The following is an 18,595-nucleotide window of genomic DNA, read 5'->3' on the forward strand; positions in this document are numbered from 1 at the left end:
GAAACAGGGACTGGAAGCCTGCCATGCCCAGGCATTCAATGCACGTTTTTTATGTATGTATTAGTAACTTGAAGAGTCGGTGTCAGTGGTAATGTCAGGGTAGGTAAAGTTGAGTATTTTTTGCGTACGAAGTTGTTTGGTTTTCATCATGACAGTTTCAAAGTCTACGCGAAAGATAGAGCGTCGGGATGACGCTCAAGTGGCGGGCGGGTCATAGCGCCCAAGGCAGGCGCGCGCCAGCACTGCCAGCACCGCCAGGTTACCGCGCACGCTACTGATCTTGGTCGGCACCTCGCCCTTGGGATAACGCCGCACGGTAGGCAGTTCGACACAGTGGTAACCCAGGCGAGGTGCACGGTATGACAGGTACGCCAGCAGTTCATAGGTCATGAACACATCGCGAAAGATCGCCACCTGAGGGTCCAGCAGTAGTCGGCGACTGTAGGCGCGGTAGCCCTGGGTGGTGTCACTCCAGCGATACCCCGAGGCCCAACTGAGCAGCGGGGCGTGGATGTAGCGGATGGCGAAGTCGCGCGAGGGCGGTGTGTTTTCCGCCACACCGCCCTCGATGAACCGCGACGCCTGCACGAAATCCACGCCGCGGCGCAGGGCCTGGATGAAATCGGGAATGGCCCGCGGGTCGTCCTTGTCGTTGCCGTCGATAGTCACCACGCCTTCGTAGCCCTGGTCCAGGGCGAAGGCGTAGGCGCAGCGCAATTGGGCACTGAGCTTGCCCGGCCCGGTCTTGACCAGCAGGGCCCGTACCCGGGTCTTGCTCAGCAGTGCGCTATTGAGGGAGTCATCCTGGCTGCCGCCGTCGACGATGATGATATCGGCCAGGTGGTCCAGGGCCATGATCGCCATGCGCTCAAGCAGATGGCGGATGCGCTCGCCTTCGTTGATGACGGGGATGACCACGCACCAGTTGCGCTGGCGCCCCAGCCACAGGGGCAGGTCGTAGGTGGGAACCTGGCGTGCGGCCAGTTGGCCGGGTAGAAATTGGGCGGATGTCATGGGCAATACCTCAGGCAACCCGGGCGGTGATCAACGCCACCCCGGCAATAACCAGAAAGACCCCGGCGCCGGTGGTCCAGTGGAAGGGTTCACGCAGCAAGAGCACTGATGACAGCGCCACCGTGGCCACCGCGCCGGCGGTCAGCACCGGGTGGGCGACATTGAGGGGTAAACGTGCCAACGCCGCGGCGTACAGCAGGAAGGCGGCGCCGTACAAGGCCAGGCCGAGCCAGAAAGGCCAGTTCGCCAGGGCCGCCAGGGGCTCGGCCAGGGAGGGGAAGCGCCGGGGAGGCATCATCGCCATTTTCACCAGCACGCTGGCCGAGGCGTTGGACAGAATGCCCAGGATCAGGATCGCCCATTTCATGCACGTACTCCGCTTTCATGGTGTCGGTAATGGCGGGTCGCGGCGTGCAGGGCACGTTCGATCGCCGGGAGTGTGGGCTGGTCGGGTGGCGTGAGCATTTCGATGGTCACCACCTGTTCGGGCAGGTAGCCACGCAAGGCAGTCAGCATGCGGTCATGGTCGGTGCACCCCTCGCCCAGGGGCACAAGGTGCGGCTCGCTGGCGTGTACATGGCCGATCAGGTCGGCGTGCTCATGCAGCACCCGGGCCGGGTCTTCGCCGTTGAGGGTCAGGGCGCCGGTGTCCAATTGCATGCGGATCGCGCCATGGGCCACCTGGCGTACCACTTGCGCGGTTTCATCGCTATCGAGCATGAAATTGGCGCCGTAGCAGGCCGGGTTCGGCTCCAGGCAAATCACTACCCCGTGGTCGTGGGCGATGTCGCCCAGGCGGCGGAAAAAGTTCAGGGCGATCTCCAGGCTGTGCTGGTCATCCAGGCCGGCCCGGTCACGGTTTTTCGGCGAGCCGAACACCAGGCGCCGGGCCCCCAGCCCAGCAGCAATGCGGCACACGGCAGCCAGGTGGTCGAGCATGCTCGCCTGGCTGTCGGCACCGGCAAACAGGTTCAGACCACGGGTGCCAAACAGCAGCGCCTGCATGCCGTAGATCTCGATGCCCCGCGAGCGCCACCACCGACGTACCTGGCTTATCTGCGCCTCGGTGGCCTTGGCCGGGTTGGGAAAGTATTTGCCGGGGGCCACGTCGATCGCATCGATCTGCAGTTGTTGCAGCAGCCTGCTCACGGCCGTGTCCTCGGCGCGGTCCCAGGCAATATTGGAAATGGCCAGCCTCATGCGTGTGCCTCCAGGGGCAGGGCAATGCCCCGCGGTTCAGACTGGGCATAGGCGCGTACCGCCAGCAGGGTATCGCGCGCGCTGTAGGGGTAGCGGCCGGGCGCGCCATACAGGTTGGCGAAACGGCTGTGCAGGTCGTAGCGGGAGGGGCTGGCGCTCAGATGCTGCTCCAGTACCCGGCCGAAACCCTCGCGGGCCAGGCGTGCGACGCTGATGGGTTCAGCACACAGGTGAACCAGCGAGAGGCCGGCCTGCAGCGCGATCTGGATGTCATACCAGAGGTTGACCATGGGGTAGAACTGAAACACGCCACGGCTGTCGACAGCGGCCAGGTTGTTGTTGTGCAGCAGGTCGAACACCACGTTTTTGCGTAGCCCCGGGCCTACCAGGCCAGGCAGGCGCACGATCAAGTGGCACGGGAAATGTTCGGCGACGAACTTTTCCAGGCGCCTGCGGTGCAGGCCATAGGGCTGCAGCCCGGTTTCATCCACGGTGCTGTATTCGTCTACCCCCACGGGGTGGGCAAACACGTCCACCGTACTGATCAGCACGAATACCTTGCAGCGCACGGTGCGCAGGTGTTCGATCAGCGAATCGATGGCATGCAGGTCGGCTTCCGGCTCGCGGTTGGCGAGCCACTTCTGGGCCGGCGCGCCGGCGCATACCAATGTGTCGAACGGCAGGTGATCGATCTCGCCAATGGTGGTGGACCGGTAGTGGGCGGCAAAGGTGGTCTGGCGCAACAGGGTCGAGCCAACGAAACCGGTGTAGCCGATCAGTGCATCGCGGGTCGTGGTCATAGGGGGCCTCGGCAGTTGAGGTGCAACAATTCGGCGTCCGTCACGCTCAGTTCCGAGGTGTAGGCGCAGCGGTACTTGTCCAGGGCGGCTTGCATCAGGTTGCCCACGCCGGTTTCTCCCGGTTGCAGGTCCAGGTGTGACGTCAGGAAGTACACCGAATCACTGGGCCGCTGGGCGAGCAGTTGGTCGATGTCGTTGGCCATGGTGGCCATTTCCTGATTCGGGTCGCGGCGCCGGGTGGTGTCGTCCAGCCGGGTGAAAAAACGCTGACGGGCCAGTCCGGGGTCCAGCAACTGGTAATACTCCAGCGACGGCTGGGCATTGGGGTGCACCAGTATCTCGCTGGGGGGCATGGCTGAGAGGTACTGGTACAGGGCGTTATTATCGGTGTACTGGAAGTTGTCGCCGTCCAGGTTGTTGTGCACGGCCTTGCCGGCTTGCAGCGCCAACAGCGCCAACAGCGCCCAGCCCAGCACCTTGAGGCTTTTGCTCATGCCCTGGGTAAACGTGAGAATGGCGAAGGTATCGATGACCAGGCTCAGGGGCACCATCCAGATCACGTGGCGGGGGTAGGTGGCGGGGTACACGCCTGCGACCTTGCCTGCCAGCACCAGCAGCACCAACACGCAGAAGAACTGGTTGACCCGGTGAATGAAGGTACGCGGTGGGTACACCAGCAGCATCAGGCTCGACACTACCGAAACCGCCATCAGCACCTTGCCATAAGCGCCCAGCAGCGCGTGCAATACGCTTTCCAGCGCGTCCAGCGGGCCAGAGCTGGCGTAGGTGTTGTAGTTGCTGATCTGGTAGGTGGTCAGGTATTTCATGCACAGGTACGAGAGCGCCACGCAAGCGGCGGAGACAACGAAGCCGCCGATTTTGTACAGCCGTTGGCTGCCGTCATCGCGGCTCACGAACCACCAGCACGCGTACGCCAGCAGGCCGCCAGCGATGATCAGGGTGGAAAACCCCAGCAGGCTGATCAGCGCCGCCACCAGCAGGGTCCAGTAGATGTCGTCGTGGTCTTCGGCTTCGCGGATGGCCAGAACGGCCATGAAGCTGCCGCTCATTTCCAGGAAGTAGAACTTGAGTTCGGTGAAGTGGAAACCGGTCGAAAACGAGTTGCCAATCACCGCCACCAGGAACACGAACACGCCCCAGCGATAGGGGCGGAACAGCAAGGCAACCGGTATGGCCAACAGCAGCGACACCGCCAGTACCGACAGGCGCAATGGCCGAATGTCGTAGTGAAACACGGCCATCACGAGCTTGAAGAATACCGATGCCAGTACCGGCTCGGCCTGGTCGTAGTAGGGCAGGGGAGCTGCGAAGTCGGCGGGGTTGCTGATGGCGATGATGTTCTTGAGCAGCATCGCCTCGTCCATCCACACCGAGCGCGCCGACAGTGTGACGAAGATACTGGCCAGTACCAGCAGGGCTACCAGGGTGCAGAGTTTCGACAGTTCAAAGTGCTTCATCATCGAGTTTCTCCAGCACGTCGTAGAGGTTGTCGATTTTGCCGCCCAGTACCGAAAAGCAACCGGGTAGCGTGGCATGGCGTTCGAAGAGAATCGGCCTGCCGTCGTCGTCTTCGTTGCGCTGCAGCACGGTTTTCACTTCGTACAACGAATCCATATGCTGGGCATCGGCTACCGCGGGAATGTAGCGGGCCACGTCGCGCACCATCCGCTCGACCCGGCTGACCCGCTCGTAGTCGCGCAATTTGCGATAGGGGTCCAGGCCGGGCCTGTCCTGCCAGTTCAAGTGGGGGGTGAAGCGCACATGGGACAAGGTATGCAGGCCCCGGGCGGGGAATGGCATCAGGGAAAAGAACGGCCCGTCCATCACCGTGATGCCCAGGCCTGACAAGGCGGGCGGCATGGCCATCAGTGCCATTTCGGTGATTTCCTGCTTGAGGGGGCTGGTAACTCCGGGAAAGTCACCGCCCAGCTGGTTGGTGCCGCTGTAGCTGCAATTGAACACGTAGCGGCTCTCGACGTGGGTCTTTTCGCCACGCTCGTTTTCTAGGTGCACCCGTAGCCCGTCCGGTACCTTGTCGATCGCCAGGGCGCAGGTTCGGTAGTGCACCTGGACCGCGAAACGGTCCAGTTCGCGCAAGGCCCACTCGGCCAGGCGGGTACTGTCGAAGGCGTATTCCTGCACGGCGAACACGTCTTCGATCAGCCGGGTCTGAAACAGCTCGCGCAAATTCGCTGGTGCTTGCTGCACCGGCGCGCCGATGTCGCGGCAGAAACGCTCGAATTGGCGGGCGGTCAACTTGGAGTTGTGCCGCGCGATGGCGTAGAGCTTGGTGAAGTCTTGCCGCACTGCCTGGGGCCAGTCGCGCACGAACCGCGGCAGGTTCACCCGGCTGCGATAGGCCGTGGTGTAGCTGCGGGGGTAGTGGTAGCCATTGTGCACGCGGGCCTGGTTGTTGTAGGAGGCGCGCAGCATCAGCGCCGGCTCGCGCTCCACCAGCAGCATGTGCCTGAACCCACGCTGGGCGGCCAGGTAGACGGCAATGGCCGCGCCGTAGAAACCGCCGCCGATGATCACCGCGTCATGGCGTGGCGGGTGGGCGGCCATCAGGAGAACCGTCCAGTGACGACGACCGCCGAGTCGATGGCGGGCGCCGCTGCTTCTTCGATATTCAGCCGCTCGCGCCGGGTCATGCGCGCGCTGGTGAACTCCTGAGCCACGTGATAACCAGGGCCTTGCTGGGTGGCGCTGGCCATGTTCATGAGGTATTCGCCCAGCACCATCAGTACTAGCGAGATCAGGAAAAACATCCCCGATTGTTGCAGCGACAGGCTGATCCAGCCGGGTGCCACATCAGCCTTGAAGAAGCCGATGGCCACCACGTAGACGCAGTACACCAGGTTCATGACCGCACCGAACAGCGACAGGGCCGTGACCAGGCGCATGGGCCCGCGAGTGGTGGACAGCAGCAGGCCGACCCCGCGGTCGATGTTGTCGCGCAGACGCTTGCGTGGCTGGGGCCGAGGTGGCTCGCTGTAGCGCAAGTTGGCGCGCGCGAAGCCGCCGGTCGCCGGCAAGTGGCGGTAGCCGATCACCGGCTTGGGGTGCTGCAGGATGAAGTTGATCACTTCCCGCGACATCAACCGGTAGGGCGGTGCTTCCTTCGCCAGGTTGATGCCGTTGAAACGGTGATAGCACCAGTGGAACACCCGGAACGCCAGGCGGTAGAGCGGCCCCTGGCGTGGCCGTTGTTCGTTGCACACGAACACCACGTCGGCCCCCTGGCGCGCTTGCTCCAGCAGGTTGGGCAGGTAGCGAATGTCATCGGTCATGGGGTCGATCACTGCCACATGGTCACCCAGGGCGTTTTCAAGCCCAACCCACGATGCGGTGTCGATGTCCACTTCCTTGGTCAAGGCGTAGACCTGCAAGTTGGCAATGCCTGTCTCGCTGCTCAGGTGCTTGAGCACGGCGATGCTGTTGTCCATGGAGGCGTTGTCGACCACGATCAGTTCGTAGTCGCGCACCATGGCACTGACCACCTCGGTGGCGTCCAGCAGCAGGGCTTCAAGAAAGTCGGCATGGTTGCGAACGACAAACACCACCGACAGGAAACTCGGGACGTGGGCCATGGGGGCGGTTCTCTATTCGACGGGGGCGAGGTGCCGGGCAGGCGCAAGCTGGCCAGACGGCATTGGCAATCACGTTGAGGGTGGGCAGTGCGAAGGGGGAAACGGAATAGCGGGTAGGCTACCGCCAGGCAACGCAAAGGTTGCCGCGGGCCTGTCTGAGGCTGGGCGTCAGGTTTTCCATATATGTATCCTGACTTTAAACGTCCTGTTACAACTGAGGCTAGCGCAGCGCCATGATCTTGGCTACCGCTGGATAATTAAAAGCGCCGAATGGCCAACGGCTATCTGGCTGGAGACGGAATGTTCTGTCAGCCAATGGTTGGCTGCACTACGGCCGGATACATCGGGTACCCGTTGCGGGTCGGGGGTTGGCGCCTCTCGGGCTTAGAGCGCTCCATTGCAGGCCTCCACAAAAAAATCTTTGGAAATCATTCCGATGGCTGTAGCCTTCCTCGGCCTGGCGGTCTGTACCACCAGGGAAACAACACCTAGGCTCGCGTAAGCCGGGTGGTATACTCGACTTTCGCGCACAAGCGCCTGCAGGTCTTGCCAACATGACGCAGATTTCCGAACGCCTTCTGGTCCAGGCCCACCTCGACGCCAAGCAGCCCAAACCGCTGACCGTCGAGCAGGAAGCCGACTACCGCGCTGCCATTGCCGCCGAGCTCAAGGCTCAGGATGCCGTGCTGGTGGCGCATTTCTATTGCGACACGGTGATCCAGGCCCTGGCCGAGGAAACCGGTGGCTGCGTGTCCGACTCCCTGGAAATGGCCCGCTTCGGCAAGAACCACCCGGCCAGGACCGTGGTGGTGGCCGGTGTGCGGTTCATGGGCGAGACGGCCAAGATCCTCACCCCCGAAAAGCGCATTCTGATGCCGACCTTGGAGGCCACCTGCTCGCTGGACCTGGGGTGCCCGGTGGAAGAGTTCTCGGCGTTCTGCGACCAGCACCCCGAACGCACGGTGGTGGTTTATGCCAACACCTCGGCGGCGGTGAAGGCGCGGGCCGACTGGGTGGTGACGTCCAGCTGTGCGCTGGAAATCGTCGAAAGCCTGATGGACAACGGCGAGACCATCATCTGGGGGCCGGACAAGCACCTGGGCCGCTATATTCAGAAGCAGACCGGCGCCGACATGCTGCTGTGGGACGGTGCCTGCATCGTTCACGAAGAGTTCAAGTGGCGCCAGTTGGAAGACATGAAGGCGTTATACCCGGACGCTGCGATTCTGGTGCACCCGGAGTCGCCGGAGTCGGTCATCGAATTGGCTGATGCCGTGGGTTCCACCAGCCAGTTGATCGCCGCCGCTCAGCGCCTGCCGAACAAGACCTTCATCGTGGCCACCGACCGCGGCATCTTTTACAAGATGCAGCAGTTGTGCCCGGACAAGATCTTCGTCGAGGCCCCCACCGCCGGCAACGGCGCGGCATGCCGCAGTTGCGCGCATTGCCCGTGGATGGCGATGAATACCCTGGAGCGCACCCTCACGGCCTTGCGCGAAGGCCGCAACGAGATCTTCGTCGACCCGGCGCTGATCCCCAATGCCGTGCGCCCCCTCAAGCGCATGCTTGACTTCACCCAGGCCGCGCGCATGAAGGCGGCAGGCAACGCCTGAGGCCTAAGCGCTGCTGACCACGCCCGTTGCCGTTGGCGATGGGCTGGTCAAGCGCTTGTTCCACTCCAGCCACTGGGCCAGGCCAAGCATCAGGCCCAGGCCGGCCAAGGCTGTGGCGACCTGCATGGGCAGGCGGTCATCGCCCAGGGCGTTGGCCATGTCGGCCAAGGGCGCCAACACCACGCTCAAACAGAAAATTTCCAGCGAATAACGGCCCATCATCGCCACTTTCTGCACCAGCCAGTGCTGCACCCACGCCCCGGTGGGGATCAGCTTGGCCACGCAATACGCCAATGCCAGGAAGTGCACCAGGCGCACCGGCGCCAGGTTGGTCTTGCTGATGGGGTACAGGTGTTCGCTGACCCACTGGGGCATGACGGCGTCATGCAGCGCCGGCCACTTCCAGCTCAGGGCAATGGGCACGCTGAGCGCTGCGATGCCGGCGCAGGCCATGAACAGTGGCTGGCGATGCAGCGGGCGCGGGTCCGCGGCGTGGGGCTGCTGGCTGTGCAGGGCCGCCGAGCCTCCGAGCACGAACAGGGCTTGCCACGCATAAGGGTTGAAGTACCACAGGCCATTGCCATGGGCGGGAATGTTCCAGCCAAACCACTGGGTCAGGCCGTAGACCGCCAGCGACAGACCCACGGCATGGCCGGTGTGCTTGACCAGCAGTGGCAATACCAGCGGCAGGCCTGCCAGCAGCACGATGTACAGCGGCAAGGGGTCCATGAGGTTGGGCTTGAAGCGCAGCAGCAGTTCATCCACCAGGGCCTGTTGCGGGTCGAGGAGGAAATAGTTGAGGTTCATTTCCTGGATCATGTCGCGGGTTTCGACATGGCTGTTGGCAACGAAGATGATGCCCATCAGCAGCACCAGCAGGAAAATATGCACCACGTACAGCACCCAAGCTCGGCGCAGAATCCGCACCCCGGCGATCAGGTAGCCGCTGCGCTCGGCAATCCGGCCATACGCCAGCACGGCTGCGTAGCCCGCCAGGAACACGAAGATCTCCGCCGCGTCGCTGAAGCCGAAATTGCGCAGGGTGAAGTTGGCGAGGGGATTTTGCGGTATGTGATCCCAGAAAATGAAGATCAACGCCAAGCCTCGATAGAAGTCGATGCGGTGGTCGCGGCGGGTGATCATGACGATTGGCCTTGAACGAAAGGTGGTTGAATAAGGATAGGTGCGCGGCAGGGCTGGTTCCGCCAGAACGCAGGCTGCCGATCAGCGGCGGGGAGGTTGGCGCTTTTTGGGGGGGAATGCAAAAGAGGGTTATTACCGGATGTCACAGCGCCCCTGATGACCCGCATCCCCCTGTGGAACCGGAACGGGGCGCCGCGCACTACCAGTATGCCGGAGGTGCCTGCTTCCCGAGCTTGCGCCCGGTCCCACAGGGGCGCGCCGCCTTGGCCTGACGCGCCCTGGTGGTCACCGCTCCCCCTTGTGGGACCGGGCGTGAAGACAGATGCCTAAGGTGCGGTTCCAAACCCTGCATTGCGCGCATGCCGGTATTCGCTCACCGCCTCGTACACCGCTTTGCGCAACCGGTTGATACCGCCAATCGGCCGGTGGGCTTCGATACCGTGCCAGGGGTTGAACGACAGGTTGTCGCACATCAGGTTCTGCGCCGGTGTGTCGAAGTCCTGCGGCGCAACGCGAATGGCGGCGACTGTCTGGAAGGGCGCGTCGCTTTCCTTCCACTGCACGCTGGTATCCTCGATGGGCATGTATTTGCTCGGGTCCTGGCGCTGCACCTGCAGCATGAAGCACGCCGGTTGCTGGTCGGTGGTCAATTGCTGGTGCAGGGCGGTACGCAGGAAGTTGGGCAGGTCCTCGTTCTGCTTGGCCACTGTGTACGGCGGGCAACTGGCCGGGTCGGGCACCACGCGGAACTTGGCGTTGGCGCTGCCGAACTTGTACGGCGACACCGAGTAATAGGTGGCCAGCGTCGGGCTCAGCGGGGCGTTGGCCAAGGTGGCCTTGGCGATCAGCAGGTGGCGCAATTGCCAGCTGCGTGGGTCCAGGCTGGGGAAGAAGGCCAGCGCTTGCTTGCCATCCGCCTGGGCGCCGATGTTCTGCCGGTATTCAGCCACGTCGCTGACAAAGAAGTTCGGGTGGTTGAACATCACGAAATCCTGCTCGTGACGCTCGGCCTGGTCAGCCATCAACTGCTTGCCCGGCACATCCAGCAACTTGATCGCCATGCCGCGTGCGTCCTGCAACTGGTCGAACTGGGGGTAGGCGTTGCCGTTGGACAGACGGATCCAGGCCTGCCACGTCTTGCCCGGTTCGGCGAACACGCCCTGACGCAGGTCGGGTGCCAGGTTCTGCGGCACGCTGACCTGGGCCGTGACGCAGCCGTGAGCCTTGGCGTGGGCATCGCGCAGGTAACGGGTGGGTTCACGGTGTTGATCGACGATGCGGATGGCGGTCTGGATGATGTCCTGGGTCATGGCCGCTTCCCCGGGTGGAACCTGTTCTTCAGCGGCCACCGGCCCGGAAAATTTCCAGGCGTAGTAGCCATAGCCAGCGGCGAAAGCCAGCGCGGCGATGGCCAGCAGCCATAGGGCCAGCTTGAGCAAGGCGCGGCCAAGGCGGCAAAAGAATCCCGGGCGGCGGGTTGTGTCACTGAACATCATGGCAATTTCTCCTCGAGCGGGCCGCCCAGCACTTTCAGGTATTCGATCAGGGCGCGGCGCTCTTCGGGCGCCAGGTAGCGGCCGATCACGCCGCGGCCACGGGGGCCGTCGCGGAATTCATGGCCGCTGTTGTGGTTGCCGGTGATGGCGGTGTCGTACAGGAACGCGCCGTCGAAGCGTTCGGTGCGGTAACCCAGGTTCCGCGGGTCGTACTCCAGGCTGCCCCGGTAGAATGTGCGGGGGCGTTCGTCCTGGGGCGAGAGCAGCAGGTAGACGCTGGGTACCGAACCGTTGTGCAGGAACGGCGGGGTGGCCCATACGCCATCCAGTGGCCGCGCCTTGTAGGCTTTCACTTCCAGCACGCCGATGCCCAGGCCGAAGCCGTCGTAGCGCGCCCGCTCCGCGCCCTCGATACCGGCCGCGCGGTAGGCGTGGTCTTCGACGAACGCGGTGACATAGGCCAGGCCCTGGGCCACGGATACCTGGGTGAGGTCCAGCGTGCCCGGGTCGGGATGCACGGTCACGCCCAGCTTGCCCAATTCGTCGGGGTTCCACTTCAGGCTGCTGACGTCATAGCGGTAGGTGGCGATATTCTCGGCCACGGCAGGGTCGGTGCCGATTTCGTCGACCGGCTTGAGCACCATGGTGCGCACCGGCCGGCCTCCTTCCTGTTTTACCGGGGGCACGTGGCACATGGCGCAGTTGGCATCGAACAGCGCTCGGCCAGTGGCCGCCTTGGCCAGGTCGACCTTGCCCAGAATGTCTTCCGGCCAGGCAGGGGGCTTGAGGTGCTGCAGGGTTTCCTCGATGCGGTACAGGTCATGTATCCGCACGCTGGAGGGGTAGCGAGCGTCACCGGTCAGCGGCTGGCCATGGTCGTCGAAGAACTGCAGCGTGGTGCCCACTCCCAGCGACTCGCCCACGTTGCGGGCCATGGGCTGCTGGGCCGAACCGGTCCATTGCACCCAGTCGAACGTCCAGATGTCCCACAACTGCGGGTAGTCCACCGGGGCGTTGGCCACCCGGTAGTTGGCTGGCGAGATGGCGTCACCGAACGTGGCGTTGGCGATGCGCCCGAATGCGTCGGTACGGCCCGGGCCTTCCTGGGTCGGGTACAGGCCGCGATGCCAGTCATTCCAGGCCGTGTGGGCGAAGGTGTCCAGCGAAGCCTTGAATTGCTTGCGCAGGGTGTCCTTGTCACGGTCGTAGTGGTCGCCCAGTACCCGGTGAGCAAAGCGGCTCCACTTCCAGGGCAGGTAATAGGTGGCCGCCAGGCTCGACACCAGCGCCTGGCCGAAGCTGCCACCGCGCAGCGTGGGCACGCTGGAGGGCAGCACGTGCTGGGCCGTGCCGCCGTCAATGCGCACAGCCTGGCCATTGAAGCGCAACTCGCCGGTGTGGCAGGCGGCGCAGGTGATGTCCAGGTACTCGGCGGGGTCGCCGTCGTTGCGGTGGCGCGCGAAGCCTACCGGCAGGTTGCCAGGGTTGGCGGCGCTGGCCTGCTGGTTGGGCTCGGTCAGGAAGCCGAAGCGGGCCATGTACTGAGGCGCGGCGAAACGGTCTTCGGAGAAGGGCAGTTCCAGCTGGGTGAACCAGTCGTAATGCAGGCCCTTGACCTGGGTACCCTGGGGCGTGAAGTAGTAGAGCTCGCGGTCGGCGGCGCTCCATTGGTCGAGGTAGCGCAGGTTCTGCACGGGCTCGTAGCGCGGCAGGTTGGGCCGGGCGGTGTAGTAGAGCACCACCGCCAGGGCGATGATGACGAGAGCGAGCAGCACCAGCAGGCTGCGACGGATCAGGCGCACGGTAAACATCCATGTAGGGAAAAGATCGCCTGTTATGCCTGATTATATATACAGTGGCAAGTGGCTATTTCCCTACTTTTTGTAGTTTTTTCGACAAACGTTGAAAGAACATTCCTACTCAGCCGAACCGCCTGCACGGCTCGCTGGCAAGCCGGCGCTCACCTACGTAACATCAGGACATGAATCTCGACACCCGTATAAAATTTCGCCACCTGCTGTGCTTTCTCGAAATTGCCCGCCAAGGCAGTTTCGCCAAGGCCGCCGACGCGGTTGCCATCAGCCAGCCCGCCATCTCCAAGACCCTCAAGGAACTTGAGGATTTGTTGCAGACTCGCCTCTTCGACCGCGACAAGAGCGGCGTGGAACTGACCCCCGCCGGCGTGCGCTTCATGCGCTATGCCGCGCCCTGCGTGCAGGCCCTGCGCGATGGTGTCAGCACCCTGCGCAGCGAGGAACATGAGCCGCCCCAGGTTCGGGTCGGCGTACTGTCCACCGTTGAAAGCCTGCTGATGCCCGAGGTGCTGTGCCGCCTCAACGAACGCCACGCGGCCCTGGTGGTCAGCGTGGCCACCGGCCCTGGCGCCCACTTGCTGGCGCAATTGCACGTCGGCGAGCTGGACCTGGTGATCGGGCGCATGACCGACAGCCCGCAGATCCAGGGCCTGATGTTCGAACACCTGTACAGCGAAGCCATGACCCTGGTGGTGCGCCCCGGCCACCCGCTGCTGGGCCAGGCGCCCATTGACCGCGCCAGCGTCAACCGGTATCCGCTGGTGCTGCCACTGGCTGGCACCACCATCCGCAAGCATGCCGACAGCCTGTTCGTGCAGTGCGCCATCGAGCCCGCCGCCCAGCGCCTGGAAACCCTGTCACCGACGCTGAGCCGCCGCTACGTGCTCAGCAGCGACGCTATCTGGGTGGCGCCCCGTGACGCTGTATTGCTGGATATCCGCCAGCAGGAGCTGTTCGAACTGGACTTGGGGGTACGCGAACCGGGCGGGTCGGTGGGTATCTGCAGCAATGCGTCACTGGCGCTACCGTTGCCAGCGCAATGGTTGTGCGATGTGGTGCGGGAGGTGGCGGCCAGTTACCGTGAAGGCTGAACCCGGTGTTGCCTGTTCAACTGTAAGGTTTCGGTAAGGTTCGCCCTCATTTCGATGAAACCCTTTAAACCCCTGAACTTATCGTCATTTCCTGGCTCTCATGCCGGTAGCCATTGGTCGTGGCCGCCTGATAAGCTCGCGGCTTTACTCGATTGCCCATTTGGCGCATGAACAAGGAAATAGCATGAAACAGCATCGGTTGGCGGCGGCGGTTGCCTTGGTCACTCTGGTACTCGCAGGTTGCGACAATCATTCCAGCGTGGAACTGAAAACCCCGGCGCAGAAGGCTTCCTACGGTATCGGCCTGAACATGGGCAAGAGCCTGGCTCAGGAAGGCATGGATGATCTGGACTCCAAGGCCGTCGCCCAAGGCATCGAAGATGCTGTCGGCAAGAAACCTCAGAAGCTCAAGGACGATGAACTGGTCGAAGCCTTTGCCGCGCTGCAGAAGCGTGCCGAAGAGCGCATGACCAAGATGAACGCCGAAGCCGAGGCCTCGGGCAAGAAATTCCTGGAAGAGAACGGCAAGAAGGAAGGCGTGGTCACCACCGCCTCCGGCCTGCAGTACCAGGTCATCAAGAAAGCCGACGGCCCACAGCCGAAGCCGACGGATGTCGTGACTGTTCACTACGAAGGCAAGCTGACCGATGGCACCGTCTTCGACAGCTCCATCGAACGTGGCAGCCCGATCGACCTGCCGGTCAGCGGCGTGATTCCAGGTTGGGTCGAAGGCCTGCAACTGATGCACGTTGGCGAGAAGGTCAAGCTGTTCATCCCGGCTGACCTGGCCTATGGCGCGCAAAGCCCAAGCCCGAAAATCCCGGCCAATTCGGTGCTGGTGTTCGACCTGGAACTGCTGGCTATCAAGGACCCGGCCAAGGCCGACCAGGAGCCTGCCGCGGCTGACGCCGACAAGGCTGAAGCTGCCGACAAGGCCGACAAGGCTGCTTCGAAGTAATTCGTCGCCTTGTGCAAAAAACGCCCCGCCTCGCGGGGCGTTTTTTTTTCGCGCGGGCGGGTCTTGCGACCGGGCGTGAAACTGTCAGGGTGCAAGCGGGTCTCAATAACAGCCCTGTACAGGGGCCCGCAAACGTTCACGCCGCACTGGCCTGGGCGATGTCGAAGTGTGTAAAAAACGCCCGATCCAACCCGGGCCCTTGCATAGCGTGGCTTTCAGCCATTAAAACGACCGCTGTTCACAAGGTTATCCACAAAAACTGTGGATAACCTGGCCAGCCAGTTTCCCTGCGGAGGGCTAATGAAAGCACCCTGGAATTTCGCCCGTTTCGTCCCATTGGCCGAACGGTTGCTCAGCCGCGGCCGGCTGCCGGCCCTGATCTTCGCCGTGGTGCGCAAGAGCAAGGGCCAAGCCAGCCGTTTCAGCCAGTTGAAAACCAACGCCAAGCTGCTGCAGGACTTGTGCGTCGCTTACTGGCGCGGCGAATACCGGCAGGTCAACCCGCGCGCGCTGGTGATCATCGTCGCGGGGCTGATGTACTTCGTCAGCCCCATCGATGCCATTCCCGACTGGATTCCGGGCATCGGCTTCCTGGATGACATTGCGGTGCTGGCCTGGGTAGTGCGCAGCCTGGAAAACGAACTCAATGCCTTCAAAGCCTGGCGCGAGAGCCTGCGCCCGGAGAACCTGCGCAAAGTCGAACGCCTGCCGGCCAGCCCCCAAGCCCTGCAACTTGAACACAACAGCGGCGAAACTCGCGGTTTGTAAGCAAGTTGAAATAGGAAATCCCGTTCCGGGCCGCCTACTGTTACTATATTCGGCATAAGGATTATGCCTACAGATTACATATGGTGATCCTACAGGGGGTTGTAATGGGTGTTCAGGTCATCAGTCGCGATGGCAAGCCGGAATATGCCGTGCTGCCGTGGGAGCAATACCAGGCGTTGCTGGCTGCCGCCGGGCAGCCGGTCGCCCAGCCGACAGCCGCCGCGGTACAGGCGCCGCCCGCCAACGAGGCGTTGCCGGCCTTGTCGCGCCTGGCCCAATTGCGCGAGGCCAAGGGCCTGGCACGAGACCAGCTGGCGCGAACCGTGGGCATCAGCCCCTCGTACCTGGCCATGATCGAGTCCGGTGAGCGTGTGCCTGACGCGGCCATCCGACGAAGCCTGGCATGGGAGCTGGGGGTTCCCGGCTGGGGAGAGGTGTCGTGAGCGTGCGCATCAGCCGTCAGCAATGGGATGGCCTGCTGAGTGAGCTGGACATTGCCCGCCGCCAACGCCATTTGCTGACTTACCGCGCCCTGCTTGAACGCCTGCAATTGCCCACCCCGGCCATGCAGACGCTCACCGCGGCCCTCGAATACCTTGCCGTCATCGATGCTCGGGCCGAGCAGCCCCTGCGCAGCTCGCTGGTGATCAGCCAAGGCGCCAGCCGCCTGCCGCGCACCGGCTTTTTCGAATGCGTGGAACGCCTGGGGCGCTTTTCGGGGCCGTCCGATGGTGTCGCTGCCGCGTCGTGGCATGCTTCGGAAGTGGTGCGGGTGTTCGAGTTCAGCTACCCGGAAGAATGCATATCGTGAGACCGGGGCTGTGGCTGCTCCGTGTCAGGATCAGCTATTGGCTGGCGCGTCGCTTGTTCCACTGGCCCTGGCTGGTGCGTCAGCCCTGGGGCTGGCGCTGGCTGGAACGCCAATTTTCGCGCATGGCCACGCTGGGCAACGTCGATGCCATGGGCTTCTATGGCCATATTCTGTTGCTGCGCGGCACCGGCCTTGCCGCTCGTGATGAAGGGTTGCGCCTGCTGCGCCTGGCCGCCGAGCGCGGTAACGCCAAGGCGGCTTATCAGATGGGCGCCATCAGCCTGGCGGGTAGCTTGCGCAGTGCTCCCGACGCCGTCGCGGCGCTGCACTGGTGGGAGGCCGCCCTGGCCGCTGGCCACCCGGTTGCGGCATTCAAGCTGGCGCAACTGTACCGCCAAGGTGGCCCGGGCCTTGCCCCGGACCTGGCGAAGGCGGCGCATTACGCAGCTGTTCAAGGGTAAGCGGGTCGAGCACATGGATGCTGTAGCCGGGCACGATCTTGGCTTGATGCTTGGCCTGGGAGGCCAACTCGGCCAGCAGGCTGGCATCCAGGGCTCCGCAGTCCTGGGCCGGCAGGTGCACCACCCCGATCGATAGCGACAGCAGGGCGAACGCTTGCCGCTGCCCCTGGCGGTTATGGGCCACGAAACAACCCTCTTCCAGGTGCTCGGGGCGGTAGAAGCGTCGGCATTGCGACTGGAAATCCTCCAGCAGGTCGGTCAAGCGCTTGCGCCAGTCGGCTGAACCCAGCACCAGCATGAAATCATCACCGCCAATATGACCGACGAAGTCGCGCGTCGGGTCCACCCGCTCATTGAGGCATTGCGCCAGGCACAGCAGCACTTCATCGCCACGGCCGTAGCCGTAGATATCGTTGAACGGTTTGAAACTGTCCACATCCACGTAGCAGATCGCCGCCTCGCGTCCCTGTTGCAGCACCCGGGTCAGGCATTGCTGGATGGGTACGTTGCCGGGCAGCAGGGTCAGCGGGTTGGCATAACGTGCTTGCTGGATCTTCATTTCGGTAATCAGCTTGAGCACGTCGATCACCCGGCCCAGGCCCAGGTAGCGGCCTTCAAGGGTGATGATGAAGTCTTCTTCCATGCGCTGGCGCGCGCGGCTGGTCAGCAGGCGGCTGACCTGTTGCAGTGACTGGCTCATTTCCACGGCCAGAAAATCGTCGCTCATCAGGCGGCTGATGGGCTTGCGGGCAAACAGGTCCGTGGCGAAGGGTTTGAGCAGTGCCTCGGACAGGGAATGGCGATGGACGATGCCGCACGGTTGCTGCTGTTCATCCAGCACAGCCAGGGAGTTGAGGTTGGCCTGGCTGCGGAACGCCTCCAGCACGGCGGCGGTCGCCAGGTCATGGCGCACGGCCACCTGTTCGATCAGTAGGGCGCTGAGGTCGCTGCCGTCTTCACCCAGCGCAAGGCTGCCGGGGTCCAGCTTGGGCAGCAGGTTGCGGGCATCATGGGGTGGCTGTTCCTGGGGGCGGCACAATAAGTAGCCCTGGACCAGGTCCACGCCCATTTCCGCCAGCACCACCAGCTCTTCCTGCAACTCGATGCCTTCGGCGATCACCTGGGCGCGGGAGGCCTTGGCGATCTGCAGAATAGACCCGACGAACTCGCGCTTGAGGGCGTCCTGGTGGATGCCGTCGATGAAGTGCCGGTCGATTTTCACGTAGTCCGGGCGCAGTTCCGACCACAGGCGCAAGCTGGAATAGCCCGCACCCAGGTCGTCCAGGGCAATCGAAAAGCCCATGGCGCGGTAGTGGTGCAAGGCGTTGTACAGCAGTTGGAAGTCGTCGGTGGGGGTTTGCTCGGTGAGTTCGATGACCACGTCACTGGGGGCAATGCCATGGGCCTTGAGCACCTTGAGCGTCATGCCTGGCGGATGGTTGGCCTCAAGCAGCGACTCGGGGGATACGTTGAGGAAAATCTTGCCCGGCAGCTTCTGCTCGCTGAAGCGTCGGCACGCGGTGTCGCGGCAGGCGATTTCCAGTTCACTCAGGCGCCCGGCCTGGCGTGCCACGGTGAACAGGTTGATGGGCGAATGCAGCGCACTATTGGATGGCCCGCGGCTCAAGGCCTCGTACCCCAGTATGCGCCGCTCCGACAGCGAGACGATGGGCTGGAACAGGGTATGCAGGCTGCCCTGGGCCAGAATGCTGGCCAAAGCGCCTAGCTGTTCGGTGATGGTCATGGAGATCGCAACCTCAGGTGGACTCGGGCCGACCCTGGGAACGGCGGAGGGCGATGGAACAAAGTCATAAA

Annotated in this window: 18 protein-coding genes; 7 read left to right on the forward strand and 11 right to left on the reverse strand. The window is 63.3% G+C overall.

Annotation, left to right across the window (positions count from 1 at the left end; translation table 11 throughout):
* Positions 1–195 precede the first annotated feature (195 nt).
* From QBK88_RS27125 to QBK88_RS27155, 7 genes are read right to left on the reverse strand one after another with little or no spacing between them, the layout of a single operon-like run.
* On the reverse strand, positions 196–1,014 hold the full coding sequence (locus tag QBK88_RS27125; RefSeq protein ID WP_277964468.1) for a glycosyltransferase family 2 protein: 819 nt from the start codon (positions 1,012–1,014) through the stop codon (positions 196–198).
* A gap of 10 nt (positions 1,015–1,024) precedes the next feature.
* Positions 1,025–1,381, reverse strand: coding sequence for an EamA family transporter (locus QBK88_RS27130; RefSeq protein ID WP_277964469.1), 357 nt, complete (start codon positions 1,379–1,381; stop codon positions 1,025–1,027).
* Positions 1,378–2,214, reverse strand: coding sequence for a sugar phosphate isomerase/epimerase family protein (locus tag QBK88_RS27135; protein WP_277964470.1), 837 nt, complete (start codon positions 2,212–2,214; stop codon positions 1,378–1,380). The genes QBK88_RS27130 and QBK88_RS27135 overlap by 4 nt, the downstream gene beginning before the upstream one ends.
* Entirely contained in the window at positions 2,211–3,014 is an 804-nt protein-coding gene (locus QBK88_RS27140; RefSeq protein WP_277964471.1) for a pyridine nucleotide transhydrogenase, read from the reverse strand. Before QBK88_RS27140 ends, QBK88_RS27135 begins: the two co-directional genes overlap by 4 nt.
* A complete protein-coding gene (locus tag QBK88_RS27145) occupies positions 3,011–4,495 on the reverse strand; it encodes a hypothetical protein (RefSeq protein WP_277964472.1) in 1,485 nt (494 codons plus the stop codon). Before QBK88_RS27145 ends, QBK88_RS27140 begins: the two co-directional genes overlap by 4 nt.
* Positions 4,479–5,600, reverse strand: a complete 1,122-nt coding sequence (locus tag QBK88_RS27150; RefSeq protein ID WP_277964473.1) for an FAD-dependent oxidoreductase — start codon at positions 5,598–5,600, stop codon at positions 4,479–4,481. Before QBK88_RS27150 ends, QBK88_RS27145 begins: the two co-directional genes overlap by 17 nt.
* Positions 5,600–6,625, reverse strand: coding sequence for a glycosyltransferase (locus tag QBK88_RS27155; RefSeq protein ID WP_277964474.1), 1,026 nt, complete (start codon positions 6,623–6,625; stop codon positions 5,600–5,602). The genes QBK88_RS27150 and QBK88_RS27155 overlap by 1 nt, the downstream gene beginning before the upstream one ends.
* Before the next feature lie 554 nt (positions 6,626–7,179).
* Between QBK88_RS27155 and nadA the strand changes: the two genes are divergently transcribed.
* Positions 7,180–8,238: a quinolinate synthase NadA gene (nadA, locus tag QBK88_RS27160; protein WP_277964475.1), complete on the forward strand. Its 1,059-nt coding sequence runs from the start codon at positions 7,180–7,182 to the stop codon at positions 8,236–8,238.
* Positions 8,239–8,241: 3 nt separating this feature from the next.
* Here nadA and QBK88_RS27165 read toward each other — a convergent pair whose 3' ends face one another.
* The 3 genes from QBK88_RS27165 to QBK88_RS27175 all read right to left on the reverse strand — a co-directional run bounded on the left by QBK88_RS27165 (position 8,242) and on the right by QBK88_RS27175 (position 12,688).
* Positions 8,242–9,381, reverse strand: coding sequence for an OpgC domain-containing protein (locus tag QBK88_RS27165; RefSeq protein WP_277964476.1), 1,140 nt, complete (start codon positions 9,379–9,381; stop codon positions 8,242–8,244).
* 326 nt (positions 9,382–9,707) lie between these two features.
* Positions 9,708–10,874: a catalase family protein gene (locus tag QBK88_RS27170; protein ID WP_445765009.1), complete on the reverse strand. Its 1,167-nt coding sequence runs from the start codon at positions 10,872–10,874 to the stop codon at positions 9,708–9,710.
* Positions 10,874–12,688 (reverse strand): di-heme-cytochrome C peroxidase, encoded by a 1,815-nt coding sequence (locus QBK88_RS27175; RefSeq protein WP_445765008.1) that lies wholly within the window; start codon positions 12,686–12,688, stop codon positions 10,874–10,876. The genes QBK88_RS27170 and QBK88_RS27175 overlap by 1 nt, the downstream gene beginning before the upstream one ends.
* Before the next feature lie 170 nt (positions 12,689–12,858).
* Here QBK88_RS27175 and pcaQ point away from each other — a divergent pair, with 170 nt between their 5' ends.
* From pcaQ to QBK88_RS27205, 6 genes are all read left to right on the forward strand, one after another.
* Complete coding sequence (pcaQ, locus tag QBK88_RS27180; RefSeq protein WP_268149359.1) at positions 12,859–13,782, forward strand: pca operon transcription factor PcaQ; 924 nt, start codon at positions 12,859–12,861, stop codon at positions 13,780–13,782.
* A 184-nt stretch (positions 13,783–13,966) separates the two neighbouring features.
* A complete protein-coding gene (locus tag QBK88_RS27185) occupies positions 13,967–14,740 on the forward strand; it encodes an FKBP-type peptidyl-prolyl cis-trans isomerase (RefSeq protein ID WP_268149361.1) in 774 nt (257 codons plus the stop codon).
* A gap of 300 nt (positions 14,741–15,040) precedes the next feature.
* A complete protein-coding gene (locus QBK88_RS27190) occupies positions 15,041–15,508 on the forward strand; it encodes a YkvA family protein (RefSeq protein WP_277964479.1) in 468 nt (155 codons plus the stop codon).
* Between the two features lie 104 nt (positions 15,509–15,612).
* Entirely contained in the window at positions 15,613–15,951 is a 339-nt protein-coding gene (locus QBK88_RS27195) for a helix-turn-helix domain-containing protein (protein ID WP_268149365.1), read from the forward strand.
* Complete coding sequence (locus QBK88_RS27200) at positions 15,948–16,319, forward strand: hypothetical protein (protein WP_268149367.1); 372 nt, start codon at positions 15,948–15,950, stop codon at positions 16,317–16,319. Before QBK88_RS27195 ends, QBK88_RS27200 begins: the two co-directional genes overlap by 4 nt.
* On the forward strand, positions 16,307–16,780 hold the full coding sequence (locus QBK88_RS27205; protein ID WP_277964480.1) for a sel1 repeat family protein: 474 nt from the start codon (positions 16,307–16,309) through the stop codon (positions 16,778–16,780). The genes QBK88_RS27200 and QBK88_RS27205 overlap by 13 nt, the downstream gene beginning before the upstream one ends.
* Here the strand turns inward: QBK88_RS27205 and QBK88_RS27210 are convergent.
* Positions 16,692–18,524, reverse strand: a complete 1,833-nt coding sequence (locus QBK88_RS27210; RefSeq protein ID WP_277964481.1) for a bifunctional diguanylate cyclase/phosphodiesterase — start codon at positions 18,522–18,524, stop codon at positions 16,692–16,694. The genes QBK88_RS27205 and QBK88_RS27210 overlap by 89 nt on opposite strands.
* Between the last annotated feature and the right edge of the window lie 71 nt (positions 18,525–18,595).

This window comes from Pseudomonas sp. RIT-To-2 (genome assembly GCF_029623465.1).
GTDB lineage: Bacteria > Pseudomonadota > Gammaproteobacteria > Pseudomonadales > Pseudomonadaceae > Aquipseudomonas > Aquipseudomonas silvicola.